This is a genomic window from Psychrobacillus sp. FSL H8-0483, from assembly GCF_038637725.1.
Lineage (GTDB): Bacteria > Bacillota > Bacilli > Bacillales_A > Planococcaceae > Psychrobacillus.
Genome location: NZ_CP152052.1, coordinates 156,930 through 180,980, shown reverse-complemented (window position 1 = coordinate 180,980; position 24,051 = coordinate 156,930). Strand labels below are relative to the sequence as shown.

At 37.0% G+C, this 24,051-nt stretch carries 25 protein-coding genes and 1 riboswitch; of the genes, 13 read left to right on the top strand and 12 right to left on the bottom strand.

The features are described from left to right. The first annotated feature begins 225 nt into the window (after positions 1–225). The gene (locus tag MHB48_RS00925; RefSeq protein ID WP_342599729.1) at positions 226–987 is read left to right on the top strand and encodes a glycosyltransferase; all 762 of its coding nucleotides are present in this window, start codon (positions 226–228) and stop codon (positions 985–987) included. Between the two features lie 789 nt (positions 988–1,776). On the opposite strand, the gene MHB48_RS00920 is transcribed toward MHB48_RS00925, so the two are convergent. After that, entirely contained in the window at positions 1,777–2,658 is an 882-nt protein-coding gene (locus MHB48_RS00920) for an EamA family transporter (protein ID WP_342599728.1), read from the bottom strand. A gap of 133 nt (positions 2,659–2,791) precedes the next feature. Here MHB48_RS00920 and MHB48_RS00915 point away from each other — a divergent pair, with 133 nt between their 5' ends. Next, positions 2,792–3,022 carry an excisionase family DNA-binding protein gene (locus MHB48_RS00915; protein ID WP_342599727.1) on the top strand — a complete coding sequence of 77 codons (231 nt, stop codon included), beginning with the start codon at positions 2,792–2,794 and terminating at the stop codon, positions 3,020–3,022. Between the two features lie 112 nt (positions 3,023–3,134). Here the strand turns inward: MHB48_RS00915 and MHB48_RS00910 are convergent, their stop codons facing one another. Both MHB48_RS00910 and MHB48_RS00905 read right to left on the bottom strand, forming a co-directional pair. Beyond that, a complete protein-coding gene (locus MHB48_RS00910; RefSeq protein WP_342599726.1) occupies positions 3,135–4,121 on the bottom strand; it encodes a homoserine dehydrogenase in 987 nt (328 codons plus the stop codon). A gap of 126 nt (positions 4,122–4,247) precedes the next feature. After that, positions 4,248–5,540, bottom strand: a complete 1,293-nt coding sequence (locus MHB48_RS00905; RefSeq protein ID WP_342599725.1) for an O-acetylhomoserine aminocarboxypropyltransferase/cysteine synthase family protein — start codon at positions 5,538–5,540, stop codon at positions 4,248–4,250. A gap of 114 nt (positions 5,541–5,654) precedes the next feature. Further along, positions 5,655–5,770, bottom strand: a riboswitch (SAM riboswitch). Positions 5,771–5,910: 140 nt separating this feature from the next. Here MHB48_RS00905 and MHB48_RS00900 point away from each other — a divergent pair. Then, the gene (locus MHB48_RS00900) at positions 5,911–6,552 is read left to right on the top strand and encodes a glycerol-3-phosphate acyltransferase (protein WP_340916868.1); all 642 of its coding nucleotides are present in this window, start codon (positions 5,911–5,913) and stop codon (positions 6,550–6,552) included. A 42-nt stretch (positions 6,553–6,594) separates the two neighbouring features. Next, complete coding sequence (locus MHB48_RS00895) at positions 6,595–7,158, top strand: YdcF family protein (protein WP_342599724.1); 564 nt, start codon at positions 6,595–6,597, stop codon at positions 7,156–7,158. Positions 7,159–7,385: 227 nt separating this feature from the next. On the opposite strand, the gene MHB48_RS00890 is transcribed toward MHB48_RS00895, so the two are convergent. Then, positions 7,386–7,739, bottom strand: coding sequence for a GIY-YIG nuclease family protein (locus MHB48_RS00890; protein ID WP_342599723.1), 354 nt, complete (start codon positions 7,737–7,739; stop codon positions 7,386–7,388). A 20-nt stretch (positions 7,740–7,759) separates the two neighbouring features. After that, positions 7,760–8,515, bottom strand: a complete 756-nt coding sequence (locus MHB48_RS00885; protein ID WP_342599722.1) for a DUF2087 domain-containing protein — start codon at positions 8,513–8,515, stop codon at positions 7,760–7,762. Positions 8,516–8,675: 160 nt separating this feature from the next. Between MHB48_RS00885 and MHB48_RS00880 the strand changes: the two genes are divergently transcribed. The 5 genes from MHB48_RS00880 to MHB48_RS00860 all read left to right on the top strand — a co-directional run bounded on the left by MHB48_RS00880 (position 8,676) and on the right by MHB48_RS00860 (position 13,815). Further along, the gene (locus tag MHB48_RS00880) at positions 8,676–10,373 is read left to right on the top strand and encodes a M3 family oligoendopeptidase (protein ID WP_342599721.1); all 1,698 of its coding nucleotides are present in this window, start codon (positions 8,676–8,678) and stop codon (positions 10,371–10,373) included. 14 nt (positions 10,374–10,387) lie between these two features. Then, a complete protein-coding gene (locus tag MHB48_RS00875; protein ID WP_342599720.1) occupies positions 10,388–10,795 on the top strand; it encodes an RDD family protein in 408 nt (135 codons plus the stop codon). A 125-nt stretch (positions 10,796–10,920) separates the two neighbouring features. After that, positions 10,921–11,574, top strand: a complete 654-nt coding sequence (locus tag MHB48_RS00870) for a lysoplasmalogenase (protein ID WP_342599719.1) — start codon at positions 10,921–10,923, stop codon at positions 11,572–11,574. Between the two features lie 36 nt (positions 11,575–11,610). Next, on the top strand, positions 11,611–12,837 hold the full coding sequence (pepT, locus tag MHB48_RS00865; RefSeq protein ID WP_342599718.1) for a peptidase T: 1,227 nt from the start codon (positions 11,611–11,613) through the stop codon (positions 12,835–12,837). Positions 12,838–12,849: 12 nt separating this feature from the next. Continuing rightward, on the top strand, positions 12,850–13,815 hold the full coding sequence (locus MHB48_RS00860) for a multidrug resistance efflux transporter family protein (protein ID WP_342599717.1): 966 nt from the start codon (positions 12,850–12,852) through the stop codon (positions 13,813–13,815). A 297-nt stretch (positions 13,816–14,112) separates the two neighbouring features. Here the strand turns inward: MHB48_RS00860 and MHB48_RS00855 are convergent, their stop codons facing one another. Further along, the gene (locus MHB48_RS00855; protein WP_342599716.1) at positions 14,113–14,451 is read right to left on the bottom strand and encodes a DUF6054 family protein; all 339 of its coding nucleotides are present in this window, start codon (positions 14,449–14,451) and stop codon (positions 14,113–14,115) included. A 215-nt stretch (positions 14,452–14,666) separates the two neighbouring features. After that, on the bottom strand, positions 14,667–15,866 hold the full coding sequence (locus MHB48_RS00850) for a malic enzyme-like NAD(P)-binding protein (RefSeq protein ID WP_342599715.1): 1,200 nt from the start codon (positions 15,864–15,866) through the stop codon (positions 14,667–14,669). A gap of 177 nt (positions 15,867–16,043) precedes the next feature. Between MHB48_RS00850 and MHB48_RS00845 the strand changes: the two genes are divergently transcribed. The 3 genes from MHB48_RS00845 to MHB48_RS00835 all read left to right on the top strand — a co-directional run bounded on the left by MHB48_RS00845 (position 16,044) and on the right by MHB48_RS00835 (position 17,320). Continuing rightward, positions 16,044–16,730, top strand: coding sequence for a hypothetical protein (locus tag MHB48_RS00845; protein WP_342599714.1), 687 nt, complete (start codon positions 16,044–16,046; stop codon positions 16,728–16,730). Positions 16,731–16,806: 76 nt separating this feature from the next. Next, entirely contained in the window at positions 16,807–17,118 is a 312-nt protein-coding gene (locus tag MHB48_RS00840; protein WP_342599713.1) for a DUF3243 domain-containing protein, read from the top strand. Continuing rightward, positions 17,111–17,320 (top strand): hypothetical protein, encoded by a 210-nt coding sequence (locus MHB48_RS00835; protein WP_340916830.1) that lies wholly within the window; start codon positions 17,111–17,113, stop codon positions 17,318–17,320. Before MHB48_RS00840 ends, MHB48_RS00835 begins: the two co-directional genes overlap by 8 nt. Positions 17,321–17,785: 465 nt before the next feature. On the opposite strand, the gene MHB48_RS00830 is transcribed toward MHB48_RS00835, so the two are convergent. The 4 genes from MHB48_RS00830 to MHB48_RS00815 all read right to left on the bottom strand — a co-directional run bounded on the left by MHB48_RS00830 (position 17,786) and on the right by MHB48_RS00815 (position 21,549). After that, positions 17,786–18,172, bottom strand: a complete 387-nt coding sequence (locus tag MHB48_RS00830) for a DnaJ family domain-containing protein (protein ID WP_342599712.1) — start codon at positions 18,170–18,172, stop codon at positions 17,786–17,788. A gap of 16 nt (positions 18,173–18,188) precedes the next feature. Further along, the gene (locus tag MHB48_RS00825) at positions 18,189–18,641 is read right to left on the bottom strand and encodes a PH domain-containing protein (protein WP_342599711.1); all 453 of its coding nucleotides are present in this window, start codon (positions 18,639–18,641) and stop codon (positions 18,189–18,191) included. A gap of 12 nt (positions 18,642–18,653) precedes the next feature. Next, the gene (locus MHB48_RS00820) at positions 18,654–19,742 is read right to left on the bottom strand and encodes an AI-2E family transporter (protein ID WP_342599710.1); all 1,089 of its coding nucleotides are present in this window, start codon (positions 19,740–19,742) and stop codon (positions 18,654–18,656) included. Positions 19,743–20,100: 358 nt separating this feature from the next. After that, positions 20,101–21,549 (bottom strand): DEAD/DEAH box helicase, encoded by a 1,449-nt coding sequence (locus tag MHB48_RS00815; protein WP_342601272.1) that lies wholly within the window; start codon positions 21,547–21,549, stop codon positions 20,101–20,103. A gap of 338 nt (positions 21,550–21,887) precedes the next feature. Here MHB48_RS00815 and MHB48_RS00810 point away from each other — a divergent pair, with 338 nt between their 5' ends. After that, a complete protein-coding gene (locus MHB48_RS00810; protein ID WP_342599709.1) occupies positions 21,888–22,109 on the top strand; it encodes a DUF2187 family protein in 222 nt (73 codons plus the stop codon). Here the strand turns inward: MHB48_RS00810 and recQ are convergent. Next, positions 22,094–23,860: a DNA helicase RecQ gene (recQ, locus tag MHB48_RS00805; protein WP_342599708.1), complete on the bottom strand. Its 1,767-nt coding sequence runs from the start codon at positions 23,858–23,860 to the stop codon at positions 22,094–22,096. The two genes, MHB48_RS00810 and recQ, sit on opposite strands and share 16 nt — an antisense overlap. Between the last annotated feature and the right edge of the window lie 191 nt (positions 23,861–24,051).

Sequence of the window (24,051 nt, the reverse complement as noted above, 5' to 3'; positions counted from 1 at the left end):
TCGGTTTATGGGGAGAAAACATTAATTAACAACCTAATCGGGGAGACAATTCACATATAAATTGGTGTCTCCTTTTTTTGTTATATCAACACTTTAGCTGTGATGAAGTCAGATGTACTTTGAGTATATTGTTACAAAATAGACATAAAAAGAAAATTCAGAGTAATGTGTAAATGATACAATGAATTTATAAAAACCAATTATTACAGGAAAGAGGGATTTTATATGTCCGAAAGCAAACGGTTTATAAAAGATGTTCCTGATGAAGATGTAAAATTTTCCGTTATAATACCTGCTCACAACGAAGAAAAGTACATAGGTGAATGCCTAGAATCAATTGCAAAGGCCGCACAACCATATAAAGATCAGGTTGAAGTGATCGTTGTGCTAAATCGTTGTACGGATAGAACAGAGGAAATTGCAAAGTCATACAATTGCGTGACATTGGAAAATTACGATAAAAATTTATCCAAAATTAGAAATGCAGGGGCTGCACTAGCAAAAGGGGAAATCCTGATTACAATTGATGCTGATACTCGAATGACAGATCATTTGTTATCTGAGGTTGAAAAGCATTTAGCATCCAATCAATACATTGGGGGAGGCGTGAACGGAAATTTCGAAAGAATGTCCTTAGGTATAGTGGTTTCTACCATGTTACTAATTGTTCCCTTACTGTTCAAGTATGGTTTTATCTCTGTAGGAGTTTTTTGGTGCTATAAAAAAGATTTTCAGGCAATTAAAGGTTTTAACGAGAATATGCTAATGGCAGAAGATGCTGATTTTGCAAAGCGATTAAAACAATGGGGTAAGAAAAATGGTAAAAAATATGGAACGATTAAGAATGGAATGATTACTTCGTGCAGACGATTTGACCAATATGGGGACTGGGTTTTACTTAAACGACCTGATCTGATTTTAGCTTATCTCAAAGGCAATAATCACAAGGCTGCTAATGAAGCCTATTATGAAGATCAAGCAAGATGATAATGAAGTAAACTCAATTGCTTATATTCCAGATAATAATTCTCAGCTTGAAGGTAAGATAACGCAAACAAAAAGCAGATAATAAAACAGACGACAAATAAAGTTGTCTGTTTTTTACTGTGTATATTTTTCAATATATTTCCTAGAACGGAACTAAACTTGATAAACAACCAAAAACTATGGTTTGAAATAAACTAATAAAAGACCCCTTATTGACTTGTAGATATTTCAAATACCTGGATTGTCTAAAAGAGGTCTTTTCATCTTTGTTATTCAATATTTGTGAAATAGATGGAAATATCACAACAAAATTGAAATAGGTTTAAACAATGACTTTTTTTATATTTGCCAAGTCTTTTTCTGCTCGGTTGAGAATAAATTTATCTTTTGTAAGAGTAAAAACTAAAATTGCGTTATGGAAAGATTCAACCGCTTTTATATACCTTTCCTAATATGTATATCGATTGGTGCGATTCTAGATGATAAAGGACTTGATTAATGACTTCTAAAGCATCAGATATTGTTCTATTTTAAATAACGTATGAGCCCAACCCGAGGAGTAAGAGGGGGATCCTCTACAACTTTATGATTTTGTAATTTCATGTTAATAAATTTATAGATTCTATGGGCTACTTGAACATTTTGAATCGATAAATTAATAAAAGCAATGGAATTTAAAATATTGAAATCTAGTTCTGAACTACATGTCTTCAAACTTACAAGTTCATTTAAAATAAGAAGAGCACCTAATGCCAACCAAACCCGTTACATTTAGAGGCAAATCTCTTTTTATATTTCTATCACTATTTTCTTCGTTGATTTGCTACCAACCGTTAAAACTACAATGCTTCCAAGTAATAACAAAATCCCGATCCAAGACGTTGCACTGAGCGCTTCTCCAACGATAAATACTCCTAGCAAAGCGGCTGTTGTTGGCTCTGCTAAGGATAAGGTGAGCGCAGAGGAAGATGGTATTTTGTGAAGACCTCTTCCATATAACACATATGCCACACTCGTTGTAGCTAGTCCTAAATAGAAGATAATGCCTACATTTCCGACTTCCATTAACCAACTGACATCATATAGGAAGAAGAAAGGCATCATTAGCAACGCACTAACTGAAAAAGTCATAGCTACAACAGGGATTGCTTCTTCCTTTTGTAATAATGCTTTACTCGATATCGTATATAAAGCAAATATGATTCCTGCTATAAGAGAATACACAATTCCAATAGGATTGATCGTGATTTCTCCTTTATTTAAAAATAAAAACAAGCATCCTACAATAGCGAAGGAAGTTGATATTCCCCAGATTCTTGTTGGCCGTAATTTTAAAAATAACCATTCTATTATTCCTGAAAATACAGGAGCACTTCCAATCGCAACAACACTTGCAATGGCCACACCTGTTAATCGAACGGAAGAAAAAAATAATAACTGGAATAAGGATATACAAATGGCTGCATACAAGGTTTCTTTCCATGGCCAGGTTTTAAATTTAATTTTTTTTAGTAGAATCATAAAAAGTAGTAAGGAAAAGCCTCCAACTGCTGAACGACCTGCACTTATAACAAAAGGGTGCGCATCATTTGGTAAAAAAGTTTGTGCAGTACCCGTCGTACCCCAAAGAATTGCACCTAGTAAAACAAATATATATGGCAGAACAGACAAACTATTTCACTCCTTTCAGATATTTCATGACCAATCAAAACAAACTGACAAACTTGCCAAGTTGTATACAATCGAGCATATTGAGATACTTCTTTCCGTACATTATACTATAAGAGATAGGAGGCATTTGCACATGTATATGACAGTGGACGAAACTGCGGATTATTTATCCATGCCTATTGATCAAGTAAAAAGGTATATTGCTGAAAAAAAGATTCGTGCTATCTTCGACGGTGAAGACTATTACGTAAATAGTGCGCAATTTCAAACACATTTGCAACAATTGGAAGATCTGAAACGTCAGATTGATGAATGGCGAAACACCCCCATTCCAGACGACATTGACGTAAAAGACGAGGATTAATGTAAAAACAATCGATAAATAGAACTTAAGTGTGTGACAGACAAAAAGGACTTTCTCCAAATGAGGAGACTGTCCTTTTTCTATTGTAAAATTTTAGATGGTTGCCATTTTATTATATTGTTATAAAAAACCCTGCTCGTTTTCCAATAATCTCTGCATAATCTTCTACCATAACACTTGCCGTTGGGTACATCCCTGCTCCAGGACCAACTAGTGTAAGTGTCCCAATGTAGTTTGTATCTAAAGAAACAGCGTTGTTTACTCCCTCAATTGCGAATAAAGGATGATCCGGACCTACAAGTTGTGGACCTACTGATGCGTAAAGTTCCCCATTTTCATCTTGTTCAATTTCTGCAACATGACGATAACGAAGCCCTTCTTTTTTCGCTTTTCTAACATCTTCTAAAGAAATCCCATCGATTCCAACAACTCTTACGTCCTTCCAGTTTGGCTGCTTACCAAAAGCAAGTGCACTTAAAATCATTAGCTTTCGGAATGCATCTTGACCAGAAATGTCGTTATACGGATCTGCTTCTGCATAACCAAGGGCCTGTGCTTCCTTTAGCGCATCGTCAAACTGGCATTCATCTAAACGCATTTGCGTTAGAATATAGTTCGAAGTTCCATTTAAAATCCCTTGAATCTTCTTCACCGAATTCACTTGAAGTAAATTTTTCAGTGTTTTAATAACCGGAACCCCACCTGCAGTAGTCGCTTCAAAGCCGACAAAGACACCACGTGATTTTGAGCGTTCTTGTAGTGGGATACTATATTTAGAAAACATCACTTTATTTGCCGTAATAACGTGACACCCATTGTCAATCGCTCTACATAAATAGCTATACGCTGGTTCTTCATTGACTATAGCTTCAAAGACAACCTGAAGGCCAGGGATATTCATAATATCCTCGAAATTATCTGTCACTAGTACGCCAGGCGTTTCTGGTCTATCTTTCGATAAATTATTAATTAGAATGGCACTAATTTCAATATCCAATCCTAACGAGTTTTTTAAGTCTTCTCTTTTTTCATTCACAATATGATAAATCCCTTGGCCAACTGTTCCAAAACCTAAGATTGCTGCTTTTATTTTCGCCATACTTTCTCCTCCAAATGAATCTGCACAATTGAGTTCAAATATTCATATTCTAATAAAACACCAACCGAACATTGATTGACTATTTTACATATTGTAGACTATTTTCTCTCAACTAACAACAAAATTCTATCTAGAGAGGACATTTGTTTTTCCTACAAGTACTTTATCAAGTGCATTTTGCAAGTCTTCCACTGCTTCTAACCCTACAGACAAGCGAATTAAGTCCTCTGTAACACCTGATTTCACTAAGTCTTCAGGAGTTAATTGTTGGTGTGTGGTAGATGCAGGGTGAATAATTAACGATTTTGCATCACCTACGTTTGCTACATGCGACCAAATTTCAATGTTATCGATAATATGTCGGCCAGCTTCTTTTCCACCCTTTACCCCAAATGTAAGAATAGAACCAAAGCCATTGTATAAATACTTTTGTGCCAGTTCATAAGATGGATGCTCTTCTAATCCTAAGTAGTTAACCCATTCAACACCCTCGTGATTGGATAAATAATCTGCAATTTTTTGTGCGTTTTCATTGTGCTTAGGAACGCGTAGATGAAGTGTTTCTAACCCTTGAAGGAAAGAAAATGCTGCATCTGGGCTTAAGGATGGACCAAAATCACGAAGCAATTGAACGCGTAGTTTAATCGCAAATGCTACGGTAGGCACATCAATGCCATATCGCAAGCCGTGATAGGTTACGTCTGGCTCTGTGAATCCAGGGAACTTCTCTGAATCCCAATTAAAGTTTCCTCCGTCTACTACTACTCCTCCGATTGTTGTACCGTGACCACCAATCCATTTCGTCGCAGAGTGGATGACTACATGAGCACCATGTTTAATCGGATTCGAGCCATATGGTGTTGCGAATGTATTATCTACTAAAAGAGGAACTCCTACTTCATTTGCAATCGCTGCCACTTTTTCAACATCTAACACGTTCAAACTTGGGTTACCAATAATCTCAGCGAAAAATCCTTTTGTTTTTTCTGTAACTGCTGCTCGGAAATTTTCTGGGTCTGTGGAATCTACAAATTTAACTGTAATTCCGTAGCGTGGCAATGTATGTGCAAATAAATTAAAGGTACCGCCGTACAAGTTTTCCGCTGCAATAATTTCGTCTCCTGCTCCCGCAATATTCAAAATAGAAAATGCAATTGCTGCCATTCCTGAAGAAAGGGCAACTGCTGCTGTTCCACCTTCTAGTAGAGCAATTCGCTGTTCAAAAACATCTACAGTAGGATTTGTAATACGAGAGTAAATATTACCAAATTCTTTTAAAGCAAATAAATTTTGTGCGTGCTCTGTGTCACGAAATACAAAAGAAGTCGTTTTGTGAATTGGAACTGCTCGTGAACCTGTTACTGGATCTGGTTGTTGACCACCGTGTAAAAGAAGTGTTTCTGGTTGAAGATTTGTCATTTGAATTCCTCCTAGAAAGTAGTTTAGATGGATACTTCGGAGTCGGGAGAGGATTGAGAACAAACAAAAACCCCTCTTCAATTTAGAAGAGGGGTGCGATTTCGCATGTTCCTCCTCTTATCTTCCAAATTCGTAACCTGAATTTGTAGGATGTAGCACCTTTCCAAGTTTAGAACTTGTTGGTTGCCGGGCATCGTAGGGCCTAGTCCCTCCGCCACTCTTGATAAGAGTATTAGATTATTTTTCCATCTTGTTACACAGTATATGATTCTATTTATCTGTTCGTCAAGTGTTTTTCACAAAAATTCTGAAACTTCTTTGTACTTGATACGTTTAATATAGTGGAATACTTTTTAGGGAGTGACATACGATGGTAATTTGGAGTATTAGCATCATAGTAATTAGCTATTTAATTGGAGCTATGCACGGTTCAAAGGTAGCCCAATTTTTTAGTGGAGTGAATATAAAAAAAGAAGGCTTAAAAAACTCTGGTGCCTCCAATGCAGCAATTGTTCTTGGAATGAAGTACGGGATGTTAGTTGCAGCAATCGATATTTTAAAAGGTGTGTTCGTTATTATCGGTGTTCGCTTTTTTACAGAGCAATTTGCTACTTTTTCAATTATCGAGTTGGATTTATTACTTTATCTAGCTGGTGCCGCAGTCATTTTAGGACATAACTTCCCCATTTACACTCGTTTTAAAGGTGGAAAAGGGACTGCATCCATTATTGGTGTGCTTCTGGCTATTCATTGGCCTATTGGGCTAATCGGTCTTTTATTATTAATTGGTGCTACTTTTTTAACAGATTATTTATTAATTGGTGTATTTGTATTTTACTTTGTATTTGTGGGTGCTTCTATTTGGACTGCAGATGGAGTTGCACCAATTGCGATTGCTGCACTTTTATTATTCATGGCGTCTATTTTGCATATCGAAAACTTCCAACGCTTAGCTAGGAAAGAAGAGCCAAGGATATCTGCATTTCTAAGGAAAAAGAAGACTTCCATGTAAATGAAATGGGTGATTTGCATAAACAAAAAGAAGAGGTGGATTGTGCTTATTCCTTTATTAGTGATTGCTTCTAGCGGACTCGGTATGTGGATGCTTACTAGTAAATGGATCAATGATGGACTGGAACCTAAAGCAGATGGCTCGAATGAATACGCCATCGTTCTTGGTGCCAAAGTGAAGGAAGGCAATATCCCTTCCCTCGCGTTACGTTATAGATTGGAATCTGCACTAACTTATGCTACAGAAAATCCGCATGTGAAGCTTGTATTGTCTGGTGGACAAGGACCGGACGAAGACATCGAAGAAGCTGCGGTCATGAAAGCTTTTCTATTGGAGCACGGAATAGCGGAAGATAGACTCATCGTAGAGGATCAATCTACTTCTACTTATGAGAATTTGCTATTTTCTCAAAAGCTCCTACCGAAAAACGTAGAATCCGTAACGATTATTACAAGTGACTACCATTTACAACGTGCGAAAATTCTTGCAGAAGAGATCGATTGGGACGCAGATGTTGTAGCAGCTAAGACACCAAAAATTAGCGAAATGAAGTCGCGTTTACGTGAACGCGCTGCATTACTGAAAACCTATATTGTAGGGAAATGACTCCGAATGTGTACGTTTGGGGTCATTTTTTTGTCGTGTTCATTTCCGTCCGGACTGCTCTCGTTTGGACACGCCGGCTCTTGCATAGACATGGTGAGCTCTCGTAAGAGTGGAATCGCTCTCGTTCGGACGCAGTTTGTCTAGTAAAGGATGATATTTCAACCTGTAAATAAGACTGTATTAACTCATTCAAAAAAGACTTCCAATTCCTCGGAAGCCTTTCTACTTCAAATTTTCTTCGTATGGTACCCCCTCTCCCCATATGGCTGTAATTGTTCCATCCATTTTTCCAAGAGCTTTTCTAGTTCTTTCTTTTCAGACGTGGAATGATTTTTAGATGGTTTATATACTTCTATTTGCTCGATTTCAAATGCTTCTTTACCGAATTGTTTCCAATCTTCTTGGAGTAATCGATTGGTATGCGTTCCTGTTTCTAACGTGAATTTGGTGCCATTTAATGTTTTGAAGTTTCGTGTAGAAGCGACAAACTTTTTTCCGTTTTGTTTATTCGTGATGACATAGATGCCACCTTCTATTTTAATTTCTTTATACTCTTGTTTTAGTTCCTTTTTTCGCTCCATTTTTTATCCAATCCTCTACTTTAGTTTTTCACCCAGTACGCACTGCCATCGTCTTTTCTATCTAAAAAGCCGTATTCGATTAGATAACGTCTCAAAGTGACGAAGTCAGCATATACATTTTTAAGTACCTCGTTTATTTCTTTTTCGCTGTAGATGCGTTCTAGTTCAAATCGTTTGATGATGACACGAAGTGTAGCCAGCTTTTGTTTTTCTTTCTTTGGAAATTTTACTAGCGGCCCGTCTATTCCTGCTAGGAAAAATTTCTTTTCAACCTCTTGCTGCTCTTCGGTTGTTATATTGTAACGGTCGTCCACCATCGTTGCATTTTTATGAAGTGGAAGAAAGGTTGGTGCATGGTCATCTTTTTCCTTCAACAATTCCATCATCGTTAAGAATATTTTTGCTTGGCGCTCTTTTTCCTTCAATACAAAGCGATGGTTGCGAATGGTTGATGCACTTCCAATATTTAACTCTGATTGTATTTCTGCATCGTTTTTTCCTTCATAAAATAATCGAAGGAGACTATTTTGATGGTCGGTTAATCCGGTTAATTTTTTGTTTAACCCGATTAGATAATGGAATACAGATCCATGCTCCGTTTCGATATGCCGTTTCATATAACGTTCTGCTTCATAGAGCACATTATCCTCAGGATAAATAAGCCCTTTCTCTACCTGTTCTCCACATAATAGGCAAACAAATACTTCTTTTTCTTCCTTGTAACCCTGCCTTAATTGATTGGCGTCAGCATTCCAAAACAGCTCTGAAATTTCCACGAATAAACACACCCAATCTTTGTTTGTTATTTTATAAACATTTTATAATAACGTCTATAAAAAATCAATTTAATTTTAATAGTTGCAATTTATCTGAAAATATTAAACAATTAAGTTGTAAACGCTTTTATTCTAAGAAGCAATCGAGAGGAGAATACCTTTGGTTACATTTCAAGATTATGAGTACAAACGACCAAATCTAGAAGAAGGCAAAGTAAAGTTTAGTGAGGCATTGGCAAAGTTTAAACAAGCTTCTTCAGTTGAAGAACAAAGTGCAACAATTCAAGAACTGAATGGACTTCGCAATGACTTTTCGACGCAATCTAATTTAGTTTACATTCGTGCATCTATTGATACGAATGATGAATTTTATCAAAACGAACGTGATCATTTTGATGGAATACTTCCAGAGATAGAAGAGTTGGTTACAGAATATTACAAAGCACTTGTTGATTCACCCTTTAGAAAAGAATTAGAAGACAAATGGGGCAGCCAATTATTTGATCTTGCTGATTTTCAAATCAAAGCCTTTTCTTCTGAAGTGATTTCACTTTTGCAAAAGGAAAATAAATTGTCTTCTGACTATTCGAAGCTTGTTGCTTCTGCACAAGTGGAATTTAACGGGGAAACATTGACACTTGCCCAGCTTGGCCCATACGGAGAATCAACGGATCGTGATGTACGTATAAAAGCTATGGAAACAAGATTCGGTTTCTTCCAAGAGCATGAAGCGAAGTTCGATGATATTTATGATCAGCTTGTAAAGGTACGTCATGAAATTGCTACGAAGCTTGGATATAAAAACTTTGTGGAGCTAGGCTATATCCGTATGAATCGAATCGATTATAATGCGGAGATGGTGAAAAAATTCCGTGATCAAGTTCGTGACTTTATCGTACCTGTTGCAACTAAGTTATATGAGCGCCAATCGAAGAGAATTGGGATTGATAATATGAAGTTTTACGATGAATCCCTTAATTTCTTGTCTGGAAATGCTACCCCACAAGGGTCACCTGAGTGGATTGTAGAGAATGGAAAGAAAATGTACGAAGAGTTATCTCCTGAAACCGCTGAGTTTTTCCAGTTTATGATTGATCGTGATTTAATGGACCTAGTTGCTAAAAAAGGAAAAGAATCAGGTGGTTATTGTACATTTATCGATAACTATGAGTCTCCATACATTTTCTCTAATTTTAATGGAACTTCTGGTGATATCGACGTGTTAACTCACGAAGCAGGGCACGCATTCCAAGTATACTCCAGCCGCGATATTGGAATTCCAGAATACCTTTGGCCAACATACGAGGCTTGTGAAATTCACTCGATGAGTATGGAATTTTTCACTTGGCCTTGGATGGAATTGTTCTTTAAAGAGCAAACAGACAAATATAAATTCGCTCATTTAAGTAGTGGCTTGTTATTCTTACCTTATGGTGTAGCTGTAGATGAATTCCAACACGTTGTTTATGAAAATCCAGAAATGACACCAACTGAAAGAAAAGCTGCTTGGAAAAAAATTGAGGAGATTTATTTACCTCACCGTGATTATGATGGTAATAGTTACTTAGAAGCGGGTGCTTTTTGGCAACGTCAAGGACATATCTACAACAGTCCATTCTATTATATCGATTATACATTAGCGCAAATTTGTGCATTCCAATTTTGGAAGCGTTCAAGAGAAGATCACGAAGCTGCTTGGAAAGATTATTTACACCTTTGCCAGCTAGGCGGTTCTAAATCGTTCACAAAATTAGTAGCAGAAGCGAATCTAATCTCTCCATTTGAAGACGGTTGTGTAGAATCGGTAATTGGTTCTATTGAAGAATATTTAAATAGCGTGGATGACTCTGCTTTGTAAGAAGGGAGTGAATAATGACAAACCCGGCTGGATTTTGGATACGTTTTTTCGCAGGTATCTTTGATAGTTTAATTATTGGTATTCCACTTTCAATTATTAGCTACCTACTCGTTGGGGATTGGGAGGAAACTCCCATTACAAGCTTTGGGAACATGCTCTACTCATTAATTGTTCCTGTTTTATGGTATGGATATACAGTCGGAAAGAGAATATTGGGTATTCGAATTGTGAAAGTAGATGGCACAAAACCTGGCTTTGGAACAATGATTTTACGAGTTATTGTTGCTGGTTTTATATATGTGTGCACTTTAGGAATAGGCGTTATCGTGAGTGCTTTTATGGTAGGACTACGAGAAGACAAACGTGCAATTCATGATTTTATCGCAGGAACGTATGTAACTAGTAATCCCCCAGAATATTAAAAGATGCAAGAACAAGCTTGAGCAATTATTTAGGCTTGTTCTTTTTTTATTTTTCTTTCGCATACAATATTGCAGGATATTAAATTTCAGTAACGAATATAAGAATAGAGGGGTGTTGCTTTTTTATGTGGAGTAAAATTATTTCGGTTTTCATTGCGGTTATGGGAATTGTTTATATATTCTTCATACCAGAAGATCCTGTATCTACTAAAATTATTTTTAAACTAATTCCAATGCTACTAATTTTATTGTTTGCTTTTTTGCAACCTGCTGGAGAGCCCAAAAAGTATAAAATGCTCATACTCATTGGGCTATTTATATGTATGCTTGCGGATGGATTAATTTATTGGTTTATTATTGGTCTTATTACATTTTTAATCGGGCACATTTGGTATATTTTCGCTTTTAGACAAATAAAAGCAATACCTATTCCGAAATGGGCTGCTGTAATGTTGCTTGCGTATGGAGTTGCAATGGGCATCTGGATTGCAGGTACTGTATGGTCACAAGGTGAATATATTTTAACTGTTGCAGTAGTTATCTATATGCTCGTTATTTTAACGATGGGTTGGAATGCTTTTCAAACGGCTAATAAATTTGCTATCATTGGGGCAATTTTATTTATTTTCTCGGACTCTGTACTTGCGATTAATAAATTTATTATTGATATTCCCTTTTCGGACGCCTTTATTATGATTCCCTATTATGGAGCACAATTTTTATTTGCTTTTAGTATCTATGCTCATTATTCCGCATCCCGAAAGAATCTGCTAAAATAAGAATATACTTATAATTTTGAAAGGGGATTTATTCTCATGAAAGAAACATTAATCGAGCGCTTAACACGCTATGCAAAAATAGATACACAATCTGACGCTTCTAGCTCGTCTTGCCCATCTACTGAAGGTCAATGGGATTTGCTTCATCTTTTAGAAAAAGAACTTGCAGAATTAGGTTTGGAGGAAATTACTTTAGATGAAAACGGGTATTTGTTTGCTACTTTACCTTCTAATACAGACAAAGATCTTCCGACAATCGGTTTCTTAGCACATGTTGATACGGCGACAGATTACACAGGGAAAAACGTAAACCCTCAGCGTATCGATAAATACGATGGCCAAGATATCAACTTGAACGCAAGCACAGTTATGACTGTAAAGGATTTCCCTGAGCTTAACAATTATGTTGGACATACACTTATTACAACTGATGGTACTACCCTTTTAGGTGCCGATGATAAAGCAGGTATTGCAATCATTTTGACCGCAATGGAATATTTCATTCAAAATCCAGAAGTAAAACACGGAAAAATCCGTGTTGCCTTTAATCCTGATGAAGAAATTGGCCGTGGACCTCATAAATTCGACGTGGAGAAATTCGGAGCAAAATTCGCTTATACATTGGACGGTGGCCCTCTTGGTGAATTGCAATACGAAAGCTTCAATGCAGCTGGTGCAAAAGTTGTAACAAATGGCACAAGTGTGCACCCTGGTTCTGCAAAAGGGAAAATGGTAAACGCGATTACCCTGGCGACTAAGTTCCAATCACATATGCCAACAGATGCTGTTCCCGAAAAAACAGAAGCTTATGAAGGATTTATCCATTTAATGAATATTAATGGGGATGTTGAAAAAACCGAACTTAGCTATATAATCCGTGATCATGACCGCGAAAAATTTGAAGCGAAAAAGCAATTGTTCTTAGATACTGCAGAGAAAATTAAAGCAGAATACGGAGATGCTGCTATTTCAGTTGAATTAAACGATCAATATTACAATATGGGTGAAAAAATTACCCCTGTTATGAAAATTGTAGATGTAGCGAGAGATGTGATGGTTTCATTAGATATCGAACCTCTCATTATTCCAGTTCGTGGTGGTACAGATGGATCTCAACTTTCTTATATGGGAATGCCTACTCCAAACGTGTTTACAGGTGGAGAAAATTATCACGGAAAATATGAATTTATATCAGTGGATGTTATGGAGAAAGCAACAGAAGTAGTAAAAGGTATTATTCAAGCGTTTGAAAAACAAGCGTAAGTAGGTGGTCATTTGCGTGAAATATTACTTGGTATTTTAGCGTCTTTATTTTTTGCAGTAACCTTTATACTAAATCGTTCGATGGAAATATCCGGAGGAAGTTGGCTTTGGAGCTCTTCCCTCCGTTTCTTTTTTATGGTGCCATTTTTGTTTATTATCGTATCTTATCGAAAAGGTCTATCTTCCACATTTAAAGAGTTAAAAACTGCTCCGACGCAGTGGCTGTTATGGAGCTTTGTTGGTTTCGTATTGTTCTATGCTCCACTAACGTTTGCAGCAGGCTATGGGCCAGGCTGGTTGATATCTGGAATGTGGCAATTTACAATTGTGGCCGGTGTCCTTCTAGCACCACTATTTTCTATAAAGGTGAAGAATCGAATTATTAAACAAAGAATTCCAATCGTCTCTCTTTTCATCTCATTAGTTATTTTAATAGGTATTATCCTCATTCAGATTCCTAATACGCAAGCTATTTCGTTAAGTATGATCCTTCTTGGAATTTTACCCGTTATAGTAGCGGCATTTTCTTATCCATTAGGGAATAGGAAGATGATGGGGCATTTAGACGGTCGACTGGATACATTTCAACGGGTTTTAGGTATGACAATCGCTTCCATGCCCGCTTGGATCTTATTAGCGATTTACGCAATATTCACGGTAGGTTTGCCTTCAATAGAGCAAATTGTTCAATCTCTAATTGTTGCTGTCAGTTCGGGTGTTATTGCAACGATTTTGTTCTTTATGGCAACTGATCGTGTTCGTGGTCATCAAGGAAAATTAGCGGCTGTAGAAGCAACACAGTCCACTGAAATCATTTTCGTTATTATTGGAGAAATGGTGTTGCTCCATGTTCCGTTACCAGAACCAATTGCTCTAGTTGGACTTAGCGTTATTATTTTGGGTATGTTTTTACATAGCTACTATACGAAAATATTAAATACGAAATCATCGGTATTAAAATCAAAAGAAAATACGTAAGAAATTAGCTTTAATAAAAAATGCTGCATTATCACAGCTGTCGATTATCCAATTTGCACCATTAAAATTTCACAAGAAATGCGCAAGGATCCCATTTTGCACTTGTACGTTTTGGACGAAATGATTACTACATCATTACCGAGGGCTAAGTGTAGCAGGAAGTGACTGCTACACTATTTTCGATCATCCTGTTGTGAATATTTGTTCGTTACGTACCTATAGCGCTCAAATTGGTTAATCAACACGTGTACAGCATTATGAATGTTTTCATTTATAACGTTGTATTTTTTTAATTTCTTATATCATATATTTCCCTAAAACCTTTTCCACAGTATTTACAAAATTTCCTCCCGCTCCCCAATCAAAGCGAAGAAATACCCCCTGTCCTCCACCTGAAGCAACAGCGTGCACTTTCGTTTTACTCTCCAAATTATCAATTGTGATAGTTAATGAAGTACGATTGCTTGATCGCATATAGTACTTTTCTAGAACACATACAACCACTTGATGCTCTCCAACTACACGCTCATATACATCTACAACTGCCCCTGAAATACTCCCTTGAATTAAAGAATTTTGGAAAATGTCTATCGCGGCTTTTGGTGATAATGAAACATAAAATTCACGTACATCCATTTACATCCCCTCTTTTCCTCTTGTTCTTCCATTTACGTTCGATGAGAAGAAAAGTTTCTATGAAAAATAGCATTTTCTCAGTATCGCTATTGAAATGGATGGAAGGGTAAATTTTGTTTGAAATCCAGAATATTTGAGCGTCACCAATCCAAAACTCATATTAAAAAAACGTTCCAAAGAGACAATTTTAGCCCCTTAGAACGCCTTAATTATGATTACGATTGTTTTAATGCCGGTTGAAATAAAACAGAAACTCCTGAATCGATTGCAGCATCTTTAACTGCTTGCGCAACCACATTCACTACTCTTTCATCAAATGCATCCGGAATGATGTAATCCTCTCGTAATTCGTTATCTTCAATAAGGGAAGCTATTGCTTGCACGGCTGCTAGCTTCATTTCTTCGTTAATATCTGTTGCTCTAACGTCTAGTGCACCTCTAAAAATACCTGGGAACGCTAAAACATTATTCACTTGGTTCGGATAATCAGAACGTCCTGTCGCAATAACCTTAATGCCCCACTCTTTCGCTAATTCATAGGCAATTTCCGGTGTTGGATTTGCTAAAGCAAAAACAATTGGATCCTCATTCATCGCATCAATCATATCTTTTGTTAAAAGATTTGCAACGGAAACACCGATGAATATATCTGCCCCATCCATTGCATCTTTTAATGTTCCCTTTAAACCGAGAGGATTCGTCGTGCTAGCAATGGAATCTTTAACTGAATTCATTCCTTTTTCTCGACCTTTATAAATAATCCCTGTCGAATCACACATTATTATTTGTTGATACCCAAGTTGTTGGAGAACTCTTAAAATAGCCATCCCTGCTGCACCAGCACCGTTTATTACAACTTTCAAAAAAGGAATTTCTTTATTAACAAGTTTCACTGCATTTTGAAGACCTGCACCAACTACAATAGCTGTACCGTGTTGGTCGTCATGAAATACCGGTATATCTAACTCCTGACGAAGACGGTCTTCTATTTCAAAGCAACGTGGGGCAGAGATATCTTCTAGATTAATCGCTCCAAATGTTGGACTTAATGCCTTTACGATTTGCACAATCTCATCCACATTTTTTGTATCTAGACAAATTGGAAAAGCATCGACATTTGCAAATCGTTTTAATAAAATTGCCTTCCCTTCCATAACAGGTAGAGCTGCTTCTGGTCCAATATCACCTAGTCCTAATACGGCTGTTCCATCTGTTACAACTCCAACTAAATTGCCTTTCATAGTATACTCGTAAACGGTAGAAGGATTGTTTTTTATTTCGATGCAAGGCTCTGCTACTCCAGGGGAATAAGCTAAGCTCAAATCCACCATACTATCCATTGGAACCTTAGAAATCATCTCCATTTTTCCTTTGTAACTTCGATGCATTTGTAGCGCTTGTGCCTTTAAATCCATTTTCTCAAAACTCCCTTCTTAGATTTTTTATCTTCTATCCCTACTATAAGCAGAATTGGGTATTTCATACTTAAGCAGGATCATATTCTGAAAATTATAGAGTCTCCTCTTTTTAAAGTCAATTTAGTGAAGTGTTGCACATAGCGAAAGTCTTTATAAAAACTGTATACTGATTTTATGACAACTTTATCGAACGATCAAATCCGACAATTGAATAATTATAGCGTCTATTTGGCACCCATAGGAAGATCTCTATTCGATGCAAAAAACGTCGAAAATGCACTTCCTGTTATTAAACTTATTTCCCAAGCACCAAATGATCCAATTGCTGCATCATACTTCATGCGTAGAGTAGGAATGTTTATTTCTATGCAATTTTATATGATGACCATGTACGATGAAATTTGGGACGGTCCACTAGAACAATTGCACTTTTTTTCAACGACAGAGTATGGAAATAAAACAATTGGCACATATATACGAGAAGAACATTTTCGACATGTCCGTGAAAATCGTTCTGAAGAAGTTCAACTAATCTGGGAACATCAATGCGATGCCATCATTCAGAAACTACGATCGCAGTGTAGTATCTCTCCTATTACGTTGTGGGAAAATGTATTTGGCTACTTACTATGGCATTATTACGTTTTTTTTGATAATCCAGCAATTGCAGATCAAGCTAAGCAGGACTGGATATTGTTGCAGAACGAAGAAATATGGTCTTCCTTTACCTCTAAATCACATTTAGCTGTTTATTTGAAAGGAAAAAGCCCTGCAGAATTAATAAATAGCAAAGTTCGCTCGACATGCTGCTTTTCAAAAGATATTCCGGGATTGCAGAAATGTGGCTTTTGTCCAATTTAAAAATAATTTTTCATGCATGTTTAATAATATTTCGGGAATAGCTATTAAGAGTTCAACATAAAAGGAGTGAGGAAGCTTGGGAAATAATATAGATGACCGCGTAGAAGCAAAGTTAGGCAGTATTAGCTCAGAGGAAAAAGAAGAAATTCTTAAAAATTTTTCTACCTTCAAGTCATATTTATCTGGAAAAGTGGCTGCAGGGGAAAAAATGGGATTAAGTGAAGAAGTATTAGCAAAAGCCACTGAAAAAGTAGCTGGATATTTAGCAAATCATGAAGAACCCCGAAATCGTGAAGAACACCTTCTGCAACAACTATGGAAAAATGGGGACAAAGAGCAACAGCACGCACTTAGCCATATGCTATTAAAGCTTGTTAAAAATGACTGATAAAATTCGTAAAAATCTGGGTGGTCGATTTCTAGACAATCCAGATAGCGTACGAACAATAAAAGAGAGCCTGTTTGATATGCATGAAGATATGCAAACTGTTGATGCAATTCCAGTGGAAGATCTCAACATTCAAGTACAGGATGAAAAAAACCACCACCATACAAAAAATCGTTCTTCAAGTGAAGAACGATTCCCCTAAGTAAGAAAAATGCTCCGAAAAACCTTCGGAGCATTTTTTTATATTAACCTTGCTGCTACTAAGCGAGTTCTGATAATTATCCCTAACAACGCCGCTACCACTGCTTTCGCTAAGTCAGGAAGATACATGGAATAAAGTATAGTTGATTTCCGCTATAGGCGGACGCTTTCCGCGGGGTGAGCGATAAGCCATCACCACAGCTCACGCGTCGTTTGTGATGACTTATCTGTCTCACTCATCCCGCTGGAGTCGCCGCCTGCCGCTTCAATCAACAAAGTGATAAATGTTCGCATTTTAATCCGCGGACGAACTGCCTAGCCTACTGGGTCTCGGCAGCCCGTTTTTCAGCAGGAGTCTCGCGGATTTTCGTCACAAAATATATCCTTCTGAAAAACAACAGCTTAATATAACAGAGCCTTAAAAAAAACAAGGTCTTCTCATATTAGAATGAGAAGACCTTGTTAGTTACCACCTTTTGCTCGCTGCTTCGACTGTTTCCAAGCGAACAGTCCCTTTTTGCATTGGGGGTGGACATGATTTATTGTATTCTATAATTTTTTCATTCACTTTCGTTACTCGAAACTGCAAATCGCTCTTTAGACCATTCACGTATTTTTCAGCTATGTCTTTTAATTCATCGCTTATCTCATGCTGCAGCTTTAGCCAGTGTGGTTTAAAGCCTGCATCTTTTGCAATCTTTTGGAAGTGTTGAAATATGTCTCCGGATAAATAATCTTCTGACAAGGGTTTTCCTTGACCTTTTAGATTATCCATTCCACCAGTCTTTTCATAATTTCTTAAGATGTCTCCAATTAAATCATTTGTTGGTTTATTGAAATTGTCTTGATCCATTATTAGCAATCCCCCATCATTTAACAGAATGGATATGTGGTGCTTTTTGACATAAGACTTTCAAAAAATCGTCTTGCTTGGCAGGTGATATAATAACACTTCCTAAAAATGCATTTTTATATTGAATCTCAAGGGCATCTTTAGAAGAAAGAATACGGTAGCCAATTAGGATATTTGATGTTGGATTCACTTTCGTTATATCCTTATACGGGATTTTACTGCGGAATAATCCACCTCGGACAAATAAGTAGTCTTCCTTAAAAGTATATTCAATATCGAAGGAAATCCAAAGAATGAACGCTGTCACTAATACAAATAGAACAATCATCACCCAAATAGCTATAACGTCAGGTGTCTCCGTAAAAAATAATTCAAATACAACCGGCCAAAGTGTCGCTAACGCTACTACACCGATTGCAACAATAATTAGACTGATAAAAGTACCATCTCTTTTTGAACTAAATGTCATCTAATCACCTCGCTATACTGATTTCGTGGCAGTATCCTTTATTTCTTCTCGTTGTGCATAAATATTTTTCAATATCGATTTTACAATTGCATAGGTTGGAACACCTAAAATGATTCCCCATAATCCAGCGATGTTTCCTCCCGCTAAAATAATCGTAATAACGGTTAGTGGATGGATATCTAATGATTTTCCCATGACATTTGGTGTGATGAAATTACTTTCGATTTGTTGTGATACAAGCATAATAATTGCCACATAAATCGCAAGTTTTGGCTCTTGTATTAAAGCCATAATTAGTGCGGGCACGAGTGCAATATATGGTCCTAAAAACGGAATTACATTCATAATCATTCCGAACAAAGCAAGTAATAATGCATATTCAAGTCCAATGGCAAAATAACCGGTGAACAGCATGAGACCTACCAAAAAGCTGACAAATAATTGTCCTTGAATATATGCGCGTAATGTATCGTCAATATCTGCTAATGTTTTACGAATCCATATTTTTTTATCCCCTTTAAAAAACTGGGCGACAAAAGGAGCAAATCGTTCGTGATCCTTCAGCATGTACACCAGGAAGAACGGTACTAGTACTAATAAAAATACCCCTTGAAATACATTTTGGATGAACTTAATCAGTAATCCACCAGCTGCAACCGCAATTGTATCAATCTTTGCTATAGCTCCATCAATCGTTTTTTTCAGGGATTCTGGTATTTCAGGAATCCTCTCCTTTTGGGATAGCGTATATGTTGTAAAATCCTCTATTTCTTTTACAATTTCCGGTGTGTTTTTCACAAGTAAGTTTACTTGTTTTGTAAGTGGTGGACCGACTAATGCATAAAATCCCCAACCTAATAAACCAATTGCAATGAAGACTGATAAAATACTAGCCCATCTTGGGAATTTCCTAGACTCTAACCATTTTTGAAGTGGTTGTGATAAATAAAATAACACACCCCCAATTAATAAAGGCATAAAAATTGTTTGCCCTATAATCACGATTGGTGAAAATAAGCTTTTTACTTTCATGAACATAAAAATGATTAATAATGTAAGTAGTATTGCTGTCCCTACTTGAAACCACAATTTCTTTGTCACCCAACGATCACATCCTCTTTTATTTCTCACTTCGTTATTAGTAATACGATTCTACTTAAATGAAGTTTCACTTTATTACGTATCTTACCATTTTTTAAGATAAACTGTTAATAAATTCAATGTCATGGAAAGGTTGATAAACATGGAATATTATAAAACATTACGAAAACATGTTGGTCATGCGCCACTTATACTTCCTGGATCAGTAGTAATTATAGGTTGGACAAGTGGTTTCTCGTTTAAGACTATTTTTCCCAAATGGCTCTGTTAATCCGTTCGCTTTCCGTGGACGAACTGCCTAATTTAACATTGTCTTCAAATAAAAGAGACTTTCCAGTAATGGAAAGCCCCTTTTTTATTATTTATTCGCAATATGCACTTTTAGTAGTTTGCCTTTGATTGTTGTATTTCTCATTGTTTTCAAAACAAGTGGACCTTTGCCGTTTAGTATTTCTACGTAAGAGACATTGTCTTGAATGGTGATAATACCGATGTCATCGGCGGAAACTCCGTCTATTTTCGCAAGAGTTCCTACGAAATCGACTGCACGAATTTTCTTTTTCTTGCCGCCATTAAAGTATAATTTCGTAATGTCCGCATTTAATTGCTCACCTTTTGATTTCTTCAATTCTGGCTGCTCCTGCATCTTCAAATCAAATGCAGCACGATTTTTCGCTACTGCTTCAGCAGATAATTCAGCACCTGTAGGAATCTCAAAGCCAATAAATGCTTCAATCTCTTTTACAAATTTATCTTCATGCGGTGTAGCTAGCATGATTGATTTACCACTTCGTCCTGCACGGCCTGTTCTACCTGTACGATGCACATAGCTTTCTTGCTCAAGTGGAACATCATAGTGTACAACGTGCGTAATCTCTTCAATATCAATACCACGAGCAGCTACATCCGTTGCAATTAAATAGCGGAAATCGCCTCTTCTAAATTCATCCATTACTTCAAAACGATCTTCCTGCATCATACCGCCATGTATTTTATCTGCAGTATATCCTTTACTATCAAGCGCATCGACAAGCTGATCGACACGTTCTTTCGTACGGCAGAAAATAATACAGCTATCCGGATTTTCAATAATCGTAAGCTTCTCAAGGAATGCAAGCTTTTGATCATCCTTCACCACATACTTCACATGCTCAATATTCGGGGCATCTTCTTCAATTTTCGAATCAATTTCAATTGAAACTGGTTGCTTCATATACTTACTACTTAATTTTTTTATTCTATCTGAAAGAGTTGCCGAAAATAGCATCGTTGTGCGTTCTTTTGGAAGAAGCTTAATAATGGATTCTACTTGCTCTAAAAAGCCCATGTTTAACATTTCGTCTGCTTCATCAATAACTAAATACTCGATTTTAGATACATCCAACGATCCTTTTTCAATATGGTCCAGTACACGTCCTGGTGTCCCAACAACGATATGTGTTTTTTGCTTTAATGCTAATTTTTGCTTAGCAAAAGGAGATTTCCCATAAAGAGCAAGTCCTTTTATTCGCTTATAACGACCGATATTCGTTATGTCTTCTTGTACTTGAACTGCTAATTCTCTTGTTGGTGTTAATACCAATGCTTGAGGCTTATTTTCTTCCCAGTCGACAAGCTCACAAAGAGGAGTAGCAAACGAAGCTGTTTTTCCGCTTCCTGTTTTGGATTTCACAAGTATATCTTGTTTCCCAAGGGCAACTGGAATAACCTTTTGTTGTACTTCTGTTGGCTCTGTATAGCCTAATTGTTCAATGGCACGTAATATTTTTTCATCTAACTCTAACTCTTTAAAATGCACGATGCATATTCTCCTCTTTAAAACCTAATTTTACTATCTACATGTAAAGCTTCCCCACAAGGAGTTCGTTAAACTAATTCGTAAACCGCCTCGGTTAATCTCTTAACACTATCATAAACAATATTTCACGAAAATCAAACTTTGCCCGCTTAAGAGTCGTAATACTATCTTCTTTCAGAGTAGTTTTAGGACATAATCTCGATTCTTTCTTCCATTAAATGTGAAGGTTCGACATGATTCCTACTTTTCCCCCTTTTATTAATCTCTAAATCAGATTTTTGTAGCTGATCTATGGTATAATTAACATATCGCTTTTGCGTGAATAAAACCTGAAAAGAGGCATATACATGAGTTTCCAAAGACAACCAAAAGAAGTTTCAGACTTCGTAGCAGCAAGGGCAATTGATGAGAAGATCTCTTTTACACGTAATGATCACGAAGTGCAAGGTACTATATTCAAGATTTTAGAACAATCGGTTATTGTCGAAATATCTACAGAAGATGCAAAGAAAATTAATGTTCCTTCGAATCTAACTGTAGTATCCCATAAAAATTACACAGTGCTATAACGCCCAATTTCTTCGAGAAAAGCTTTTCCATACTTATCTCGTTTATTAGCACCTACACCGTGTATATCTAATAATTCTTCTTCGGTTTGCGGACGCTTTACACACATATCTTGTAGTGTTTTGTCTGAAAAAATAACGAATGGTGGTACACCTGCTTCGTCCGCAATTTTTTTCCGAAGTAATCTTAACCCTTCGAATAACGGATCGTTTGTAGCAATTTGTTTTGTTACGGCAACTCCTTTACGCATCACTTGTCTTTTCCCAAGTAATACATCCTTCCCTGCATCCGATACATAGATGGTCGGTAAACTCCCGTGATTCACTAGTAATATCCCTTCTGCAATCATAAACTCCATAAGACCAGATACTTCTTTTAAAGATTTATTTTTTAATATCCCATACGTTGATAGTTTCGTAAATCCAAAATCGAGTACTTTTTTATTTTGCGAACCTGTTAACACTTGAGCCGTAATGGTTTTTCCAAACTTCTGTCCCATCCGAACAACACAAGACAACACCATTTGCACTTCCTTTGTCACATCCTGCACTTCTCTTTCATCCGTACAATTTACGCACTGACCACATGGTTCACTATTGGGCTCTCCAAAATAAGTAACGATGAATTGTTGCAAACAATTTTCCGTATGGCAATAATCAACCATACCTTGTAGCTTTTCGAGCTCTTGCGGAATTCGATCACGGTCCAATGCTTGGTCAACTAGAAAACGTTGTGTTTGCACATCCTGCGATGCATATAGGACAACACACTCACTTGGCATACCATCTCGTCCAGCTCTTCCTGCCTCTTGATAATAACTTTCCATATTCTTAGGTAGCTGATAATGAATGACATATCGTACATTGGATTTATCGATACCCATACCAAATGCATTCGTTGCCACCATTACTTGTGCTTCATCTGTTAAAAAACGCTCCTGCTCCTTATTTCGAAACGCTTCTGGGAGACCAGCGTGATATTTTGCGGCACGAACTCCCGCCTTCGTTAACAACTCATGCAATTGGTCGACGGTCTTTCTTGTAGCAGCATAAATGATTCCAACTTCTTGCGTATTCTTTTTAATAAAATCCTTCAGAAATCGACTTTTATCTTGTCCCAATACAACTGAAAAAGATAAATTGGAACGAGCAAATCCAGTAATAACTGTGTTGTCTTCTTCAATTTGAAGTATTCTGCATATATCTGCTCTCACATCAGGTGTGGCTGTAGCAGTTAATGCCAAAACGACTGGTTGTACTGCAAATACTTCTTTTAATCGATGAATTGCCCGGTAGCTTGGTCTGAAATCATGACCCCACTGGGAAATACAGTGTGCTTCATCCACAGCAATTAGTGGTACTTTCACCTTTTTTAATTGATTTAGAAAGCTTGGAGATTCTAATCGTTCAGGGGCTATATAAAGTAAGCGATACTGACCATTTTGCACTTCTTCCATCGTTTCTCTTACTTCTTCCGCAGTTAATGTGCTATTAATAAAAGTCGCTGGAATTCCCGCCTGTAATAATGTGTCTACTTGATCCTTCATCAGTGAGATTAGCGGGGAAATAACTATTGTTGTTCCCTCTAATAGTAAGGAGGGAATCTGGTAACATAGAGACTTCCCTCCACCTGTCGGCATCACGCATAAACTAGGTTTGTTGTCTAAAACATAGTTAATAATCGTTTCTTGTCCTTCTCGAAAGGAATCATATCCAAAGTATTCTTGTAGTAATTGACGTGCGTTTTCTAACATATGAGTCACTCCTATCATTAAGAAAGGCGCTGTTAATGTACATGGTTGTTTTTGGTAGAATCCGCTTGCTTTCCTCGGGCAATTCGACGAACCTCCTCGGCTGCACCTAAGGGGTCACCTATGTCTCGCTTTCCTGCAGGAGTCTGCGCGGATTCTACCGCAAATTATATGCTAAAAAACAACAGTAAAAG